Here is a 7,912-nt window from a genome sequence, read left to right as displayed (position 1 = left end):
TAACAAAGTATTCTCTAACTTGTACCCAAAATATAAAAATTGTGCTGGCACAAGAATGTAGGTTTCATGATCATAAGGATGATTATAAAATTCCTTTAGGAAACGGAAGAGTAAGTTTTTATGCTAAAAGAAATCAAGTTCTGTTAGATAAAACAGGTTATAATTTAGACATAAAAGTAGGAGGAATAAATACCAATGCCGTAGCAGATACAACACCACCAACAGTAAGGTTGTACATGAATGATGAAACATTTGTAAATGGCGGAATCACTAATGAATCACCATTTTTCTTGGCCTTTCTTCAAGACGAGCATGGTATTAATACAGCAAGCGGAATTGGTCACGATATAGTTGCCATTTTAGACGGTGACGAAACAAAACCTTACATATTAAATGATTATTATGAAACTGAATTAAATGATTATAAAAAAGGTAAAATACGGTTTCCTTTTAGAAATCTATCAGTAGGATTGCATACCATAATTTTTAAGGCTTGGGACGTTTACAACAATTTTATATCGAGTGAAATACAATTTATTGTCGCTGATGGTCAAGATATAACATTGAGTAATGTATTAAATTATCCAAATCCGTTTGTAAGTTATACACAATTTTGGTTTAGTCATAACAAACCTTATGAGCCATTAGAAGTGCAAGTGCAAGTAATGACAATAACCGGTAAAATAGTTAAGACAATAAATCAAACCGTTACCACAGAAGGATTTTTATCTAGATCTATTACTTGGGACGGAAAAGACGATTTTGGTGACAGAATTGGAAAAGGCGTTTATGTTTATAAACTTACAGTAAAATCGACTGTTTCTGGAAATAAATCAGAAAAAATTGAAAAACTTGTTATCCTATAAGAAAATACTATATTTGTTAAATAATTATATTAAAAAAATGAAATTTAAGATTCACAAAGATCAAATAAATAAAATAAACAGCATGTGTAAAAAAATAATAATAGCATTGTTGCTTGTTGCCACCAATCAAATAGTTACTGCGCAAGATAGAGTGATAACAACTGGAGTACCTTTCTTGTTGGTTGCCGCAGACGCAAGATCGGCTGGTATGGCAGATCAAGGTGTTGCAACTTCTGCCGATGCATATTCGCAACAATGGAATCCTGCTAAGTATGCTTTTGCTTTAGATAAACAAGGTTTTTCAGTAAGTTATACACCATATTTAACACAATTGGTAAACGATATCTCGTTAGGTCAAGTAAATTATTATAATAGAATTAGTGAAAAAAGTGCCTTTGCAGGAAGTTTACGTTTTTTTAGCTTAGGAGAAATTGAACTAAGACAAAATTTTGATGATCCAGCAAATGTTGTAAAACCTAATGAATTGGCACTAGATGGTTCGTATTCATTGAAGCTAAGTGAACATTTTAGTATGGCTGTTGGAGGTCGATATATTAGATCCAACCTGAAAATTGCAGATGTAAATACAGACGCCGTTCCTGGAAGTTCCTTTGCAGTTGATGTTGCTGGTTTTTTTCAATCGGAAGAAATAGCATTTAATGAATTTAATGGTAGGTACCGTTTAGGATTCAATTTCCAAAATATGGGGCCAAAAATAAGTTATGATAATACTAAAAATGATATTTCTTCTAACTTCTTGCCGGCAAATATGAGATTGGGTGGTGGTTTTGATTTTATTCTTGATGAATATAATAAGGTTGCCATAAATGTAGAATTTGCTAAACTTTTAGTTCCAACACCACAAGAACCAGAATATAAAGATTTAAACGGCGATGGAACAATATCTACATCAGAAGAATCGGCAGCAAGATCTGAAAATAATGATAATTATAAGAAAATAAATTGGGTATCGGGTATGTTCAAGTCTTTCAATGATGCGCCAGGAGGAATGTCAGAGGAGTTAAAAGAATTCACTTACTCCGTTGGAACAGAATATTCCTACCAAGATTCGTTTGCAATGCGATTAGGATATTTTCATGAAAGCCCATTAAAAGGTGCTAGACAATTTTTTTCTCTAGGAGCAGGCTTTAAATATAATGTTGTTAAGGTAGATGTATCTTATTTATTCTCTGCCTCTAAAGTGAAAAACCCATTAGAAAACACACTTCGATTTTCACTAACATTTAATTTTGGTGATAAATACGATGATTTATAACAAGTTTTAAAAATTTAATACTATCCAAATTTCTACCCAGTATCGGGATTGAAATTTGGATTTTTTTTCCGAAATAACTCAATGAAAGAAATTAAAATTACCACAACGATTGAAGTATTTGACAACATCAATAATTTACCTTCAGATATTCAATTATTAATGAACCAAGCTATTGAAACTCGCAAAAATGCTTACGCTCCTTATTCAAGATTTAGAGTTGGAGCCGCAATTTTATTAGATAATGATAAAATAATTTTGGGTTCTAATCAAGAAAATGCTGCCTATCCATCTGGTTTGTGTGCAGAGCGTGTTGCTATTTTTCAAGCTGGAGCTATTTATCCAAATGCAAAGATTGTAAAACTAGCAATTACTGCAGCGTCAGATACTAATCCAACTTTATCTCCTATTCCACCATGTGGAGCATGCAGACAATCTATAGCAGAATATGAATTTAAACAAGAGACTCCAATTGAAATATATTTCATGGGAGAATCTGGTGAAGTTTACAAGTCAAATTCAATCAACAATTTATTGCCGCTTTCATTTGATAAAACATCTTTGTAGGCTATATCGATATAGTTAATATTTTTGACTAAACAATTATTAAAAAAATACAATTTCATTCTATTAAATTTTTACATCTACTATCAATATCTTACTTTTGCATTTCGCAATTTTAAATAAATAAATATTGTGATACAATTACAATATCTTTAATCATAGTAATTCATTAAAAAATGAAACCAATTACAAAAGAAACCTACCTTCAATGGTATGAGGAAATGCAGTTTTGGAGAAAATTTGAAGACAAGTTAGCTGCCGTTTATATCCAACAAAAAGTTAGAGGATTTTTGCACTTATACAATGGACAAGAAGCTGTTCTAGCCGGAGCGGTTCATGCAATGGACTTGTCTAAAGATAAAATGATTACTGCTTATCGTAACCATGTTCAGCCAATTGCAATGGGAGTTGATCCTAAACGAATAATGGCAGAACTTTACGGAAAAGTAACTGGAACCTCTAAAGGAATGGGTGGTTCTATGCATATTTTCTCTAAAGAAAAAGGGTTTTTTGGTGGTCACGGAATTGTGGGTGCGCAAATTCCTGTTGGTGCCGGAATGGCTTTTGCCGATAAATATTTCGAAACTGGCGGTGTTACTTTAACTTATTTTGGCGATGGTGCAGCACGTCAAGGTTCACTTCACGAAGCTTTTAATATGGCTATGTTATGGAAACTTCCAGTAGTATTTATTTGTGAAAACAATGGCTATGCAATGGGAACTTCTGTAGAAAGAACTGCAAATCATACCGACGTTTGGAAACTAGGTTTAGGATACGAAATGCCTTGCGGACCAGTTGACGGAATGAACCCAGTGAAAGTTGCAGAAGCAATGACAGAAGCAATTGACAGAGCACGTCGTGGTGACGGACCAACATTTTTAGAAATGAAAACGTATCGTTACAGAGGTCACTCAATGTCGGATGCACAACTTTACAGAACTAAAGATGAAGTTGAAGAATACCGAAAAATAGATCCAATTACTCAAGTTCTTGACGTAATTAAAGAAAATAACTACGCTACAGAAGCAGAAATTGAAGCAATCGATCAAAGAGTAAAAGACTTAGTTGACGAGTGCGAAAAATTTGCCGACGAATCTCCGTTTCCAGAAGTACAACAATTGTATGATGTAGTTTACGAACAAGAAAATTATCCTTTCATTTCTCATAGATTATAATTATGGCAACAGTAATAAACATGCCTCGTTTGAGCGATACTATGACAGAAGGAACTGTTGCAACATGGCTTAAAAAAGTAGGAGATACAATAAAAGAAGGTGATATTTTAGCCGAAATCGAAACCGATAAAGCTACAATGGAATTTGAATCTTTCAATTCTGGTGTTTTATTATATATCGGAATTCCAGAAGGAGAATCTGCACCAGTTGATTCACTTTTAGCAATTATAGGAAAAGAAGGTGAAGATATTTCTGCGTTAGTATCTGGCGGAACTCCAGCTCCAAAAGATGAAGTATCATCGGTAGCAGATGCTATCATCCCGAGCGCAGTCGAGGGAACACAAACAAAATCAGCTCCAGCAGCAATGCCAGCAGGCGTAAAAGTAATCACAATGCCACGTTTAAGTGACACTATGACTACTGGAACAGTTGCAACATGGTTGAAAAAAGTAGGTGATGATGTAAAAGAAGGTGATATTCTTGCCGAAATCGAAACCGATAAAGCAACAATGGAATTCGAATCGTTCAATTCTGGAACTTTATTGTTCATCGGAATTAACGAAGGAGAATCTGCTCCAGTTGATAGCGTTTTAGCAATCATCGGACCTGCAGGAACTGATATAGCTGGAATTGCAGAAAACTACGGTAAAGGCGATTCACCAGCAGCAGTAGGAACTACAGAAAAAACCACAGAAACTCCAACTACACAAGCTACTAAAGAAACAACAAATATAACTATAGATAACGGAAGAGTTTTCGCTTCTCCATTAGCAAAACAAATAGCTAAAGACAAAGGAATCAACCTTTCTCAAGTAAAAGGATCTGGCGAAAACGGAAGAATTGTAAAAAGTGATGTAGAAAACTTTACAGTTTCTACAGTCCAAACAACAGTTTCTCAACCCGAAACTCGAAACTCGCAACCTGCAACGAGTCAACCATTCGTTCCAGCAGGAGAAGTGGTTACAGAAGAAATCAAAAATTCGCAAATGCGAAAAATCATTGCTAAACGTTTAGCAGAATCGCTATTCACAGCGCCACACTACAACCTTACAATTGAAGTGAATATGGACGATGCAATGAAATCAAGAGCTATCATAAACGCAGTGCCAGATACTAAAGTTTCGTTCAACGATATGGTAATAAAAGCTTGCGCAATGGCATTGAAAAAACATCCAAAAATCAATTCACAATGGAAAGAAGATGCAATTACCATCAATCATCATGTGAATATTGGAGTTGCAGTAGCAGTTGAAGACGGATTAGTAGTCCCAGTTTTAAAATTCACAGACGCTATGAGTTTATCCCAAATTGGCGCTGGAGTTAGAGACATGGCAGGAAGAGCAAAAACTAAAAAACTACTACCAACCGAAATGGAAGGAAGTACATTCACAGTTTCTAACCTTGGAATGTTCGGTATCGTTGAATTCAATTCAATCATCAACCAGCCCAATTCAGCCATCCTTTCAGTGGGAGCAATAGTTGAAAAACCAGTAGTTAAAAACGGCCAAATAGTTGTAGGAAACACAATGATGCTTTCATTAGCTTGCGATCACCGAACAATCGATGGCGCAACAGGTGCACAATTTTTACAAACATTAAAAGTCTTTATTGAAAATCCAGTCACCATGCTAGCGTAATTTATATAGTCATCCTGAGCGCAGTCTAAGGAAAAATATCAAATCCTGTTCAGCAATGAGCAGGATTTTTTTTAATCTGAACTTGTTTCAGATTCTCATAATAAATTTTTTGAAGCGAATGGTTTGGGAATTTTTGGTTTCCATTTTCCTGCTTTACGTTCCAATCTTTCTATACCTGACAGGTTTTTGAAACCTGTCAGGTATAGAAAGGATTTCCACTGCACTCAGGGCTAGATAGCATTTGTATTAAATAAAAATTAGAATAAGAAAGACATTCTTAAAATCTGTTTAGTTATGTGTAAATCTGTAAAATCCGTTTAATCTGTGGCAAAAAGTTATTTCTTATTTTTCTCTTCAATCCATTTACTCATATACTTAGTACTAGAAGTGAAATGATGTTGTAATATCGAGCCGATAAAATTATTATTTCTATGTTGCTTTAAATTTTCTAAAAGCGAATTTATTTCCATAATAAAATCATCTTCAAACAATGATTTCTTATAGCGTTTTTCTAAAATTTCAAATCCATTTTCCTGATATTTATTCCAAAGCTTCTCTTCCTGATAAAGTAAAACTGCCGCCTCAACAAATTCAGTGGAATCATCTTTTACAAAACCATTCCATTCTAGATTTCCGTGCATTGCTTCAGCTCCAATTGAAGAGGTTACACTTGGCGTTCCACATTGCATCGCTTCAATCAACTTGCCTTTAATTCCAGCACCAAATCGAATCGGTGCCAAAACTACTTTAGTTTTTCTCACAACATCAAAAGCATTTTCTGCTCTTCCCATAATATAAAAATTCTGTTTAGGTTTATGCAATTGCAAAACTTTCTGAGTTGGATAAGCACCATAAATCAACATTTTAGCGTCAGGCAATTTCAAGTGTAGCATTGGCCAAATAACTTCCGATAAATATTTCACGCAATCCCAATTCGGCTCATGAAGAAAATTTCCAATAAAAACAAAATCATTTCGTTCATTATATGCTGAAACTTCAGTAAGTTTCTCAGCAAAAAGCGGTAAAAGATAAAGCAACTCTTTCGAAACTTTAAACTGATTTTGAAGCAATTCCATTTCAAATTCAGAAACCATTAACGATAAATCACATCTTAAAATACTTGCAATTTCTCTTTTAGCAACATCACAAAATAAATCATCTAAAGTAAAAGCTCTATTTTCCTTAACAGCCAATTGTCTTGCACTGCGTAAACAATGCAAATCTTCAGTATCTAATATTTTTAAAGCATCAGGACAACTTTCAGAAACACGCCAACCAAATTGCTCTTCAACCATAAATCGATCAAATAAAACCACATTTGGATTTAATTCCTTAACAAAATCATCAAAAGTAGAAGAGTTCAATTCAATACTTAAAGAAGTAATTCCCAAAATAGACAAGTCTTCCGAAAATTCTAAATTTTGTGCCGTGCATCCAAAAGTGATTTCATAACCATCGGCTAGAAACAATTCAATTAATTGCATCATTCTACTTCCGGCAGCCGAAGATTTTGGTTCAGGCCAAACAAAGCCAATAATTAATAAAGTTTTAGATTTTAGCATAATAACAAATACAATTACAAAGAAAAGACATAATTTTGCATTAATCTAAAATAGCACAAAAATGTTAGGTCTAAAATTAAAAACCGACCCAAGATGGGTAACGATTGTTGAATCAAATATAGAAGAAATCCTTACTGACCATGCTTGGTGTGAGCAGAAAGCAGCTACCAACATCATCACAATAATTACCTATAATTCAGAACACGAGGATTTGGTAACTGATTTATTGGAAATCGCAAAGGAAGAAATTGAGCATTTCCAAATGGTACACAACATCATTAAAGAAAGAGGATTAAAGTTGGGAAGAGAACGAAAAGATCATTATGTTAATGAGCTTTTTAAATTCATGAAAAAAGACGGAAGCAGAAATGATGCGTTTGTAGACAGACTTTTATTTTCGGCAATGATTGAAGCTAGAAGTTGTGAAAGATTTAAAGTCTTATCTCAAAACATAGAAGATAAAAAATTAGCCGAATTTTATAGGGAATTAATGATTAGTGAAGCTGGACATTATACAACATTTCTAAAATTTGCTAGAAAATATACAGAGAAAGTCGATGTTGATAAACGTTGGGCAGAGTGGTTAGAATTTGAAGGAGAGTTAATAACCAACTACGGAAAATCTGAAACGGTTCACGGATAATCAAAAAGCTTCAAGAATGGACATGCCCCAAAAAGTTAGACACTTTTTGGGGCATTTTTTATTTATAAAAAGGCGTAAAAAAACTCCAACATTTCTGTTGAAGTTTTTTGTGGGCGATGAGGGGTTCGAACCCCCGACCCCCTCGGTGTAAACGAGGTGCTCTGAACCAGCTGAGCTAATCGCCCTTTCGGG

The 7,912-nt window shown here is 34.3% G+C and carries 7 protein-coding genes and 1 tRNA gene; 6 read left to right on the top strand and 2 right to left on the bottom strand.

The window, feature by feature from the left end; translation table 11 throughout:
- The 5 genes from ACH2CG_RS15325 to ACH2CG_RS15305 all read left to right on the top strand — a co-directional run.
- A partial coding sequence (locus ACH2CG_RS15325; RefSeq protein ID WP_395066754.1) for a T9SS type A sorting domain-containing protein occupies positions 1–866 on the top strand: 866 nt, incomplete at its 5' end.
- A gap of 37 nt (positions 867–903) precedes the next feature.
- Entirely contained in the window at positions 904–2,142 is a 1,239-nt protein-coding gene (gene porV, locus ACH2CG_RS15320) for a type IX secretion system outer membrane channel protein PorV (RefSeq protein WP_395066752.1), read from the top strand.
- Positions 2,143–2,223: 81 nt separating this feature from the next.
- Positions 2,224–2,706, top strand: coding sequence for a cytidine deaminase (gene cdd, locus ACH2CG_RS15315; protein WP_395066750.1), 483 nt, complete (start codon positions 2,224–2,226; stop codon positions 2,704–2,706).
- Positions 2,707–2,879: 173 nt separating this feature from the next.
- Complete coding sequence (gene pdhA / locus ACH2CG_RS15310) at positions 2,880–3,878, top strand: pyruvate dehydrogenase (acetyl-transferring) E1 component subunit alpha (protein ID WP_395066748.1); 999 nt, start codon at positions 2,880–2,882, stop codon at positions 3,876–3,878.
- Between the two features lie 2 nt (positions 3,879–3,880).
- The gene (locus tag ACH2CG_RS15305; RefSeq protein WP_395066746.1) at positions 3,881–5,515 is read left to right on the top strand and encodes a 2-oxo acid dehydrogenase subunit E2; all 1,635 of its coding nucleotides are present in this window, start codon (positions 3,881–3,883) and stop codon (positions 5,513–5,515) included.
- A 335-nt stretch (positions 5,516–5,850) separates the two neighbouring features.
- Here the strand turns inward: ACH2CG_RS15305 and ACH2CG_RS15300 are convergent, their stop codons facing one another.
- Positions 5,851–7,077: a glycosyltransferase gene (locus tag ACH2CG_RS15300; protein ID WP_395066744.1), complete on the bottom strand. Its 1,227-nt coding sequence runs from the start codon at positions 7,075–7,077 to the stop codon at positions 5,851–5,853.
- 61 nt (positions 7,078–7,138) lie between these two features.
- Between ACH2CG_RS15300 and ACH2CG_RS15295 the strand changes: the two genes are divergently transcribed.
- Positions 7,139–7,720: a tRNA-(ms[2]io[6]A)-hydroxylase gene (locus tag ACH2CG_RS15295; RefSeq protein ID WP_395066742.1), complete on the top strand. Its 582-nt coding sequence runs from the start codon at positions 7,139–7,141 to the stop codon at positions 7,718–7,720.
- A 110-nt stretch (positions 7,721–7,830) separates the two neighbouring features.
- Here the strand turns inward: ACH2CG_RS15295 and ACH2CG_RS15290 are convergent.
- Positions 7,831–7,905 (bottom strand) — tRNA-Val (locus ACH2CG_RS15290).
- Positions 7,906–7,912: the final 7 nt, after the last annotated feature.

The organism is Flavobacterium sp. (assembly GCF_043778725.1).
GTDB lineage: Bacteria > Bacteroidota > Bacteroidia > Flavobacteriales > Flavobacteriaceae > Flavobacterium.
Note: the sequence above shows the minus strand (reverse complement) of the source record. Positions and strands in the feature narration are given on the sequence as shown.

Coding starts and splice junctions, on each gene's coding strand:
- pdhA (WP_395066748.1), top strand. CDS start 2,880: ATGAAACCAATTACAAAAGAAACCTACCTTCAATGGTATGAGGAAATG.
- ACH2CG_RS15305 (WP_395066746.1), top strand. CDS start 3,881: ATGGCAACAGTAATAAACATGCCTCGTTTGAGCGATACTATGACAGAA.
- ACH2CG_RS15295 (WP_395066742.1), top strand. CDS start 7,139: ATGTTAGGTCTAAAATTAAAAACCGACCCAAGATGGGTAACGATTGTT.
- ACH2CG_RS15300 (WP_395066744.1), bottom strand. CDS start 7,077: ATGCTAAAATCTAAAACTTTATTAATTATTGGCTTTGTTTGGCCTGAA.
- porV (WP_395066752.1), top strand. CDS start 904: ATGAAATTTAAGATTCACAAAGATCAAATAAATAAAATAAACAGCATG.
- cdd (WP_395066750.1), top strand. CDS start 2,224: ATGAAAGAAATTAAAATTACCACAACGATTGAAGTATTTGACAACATC.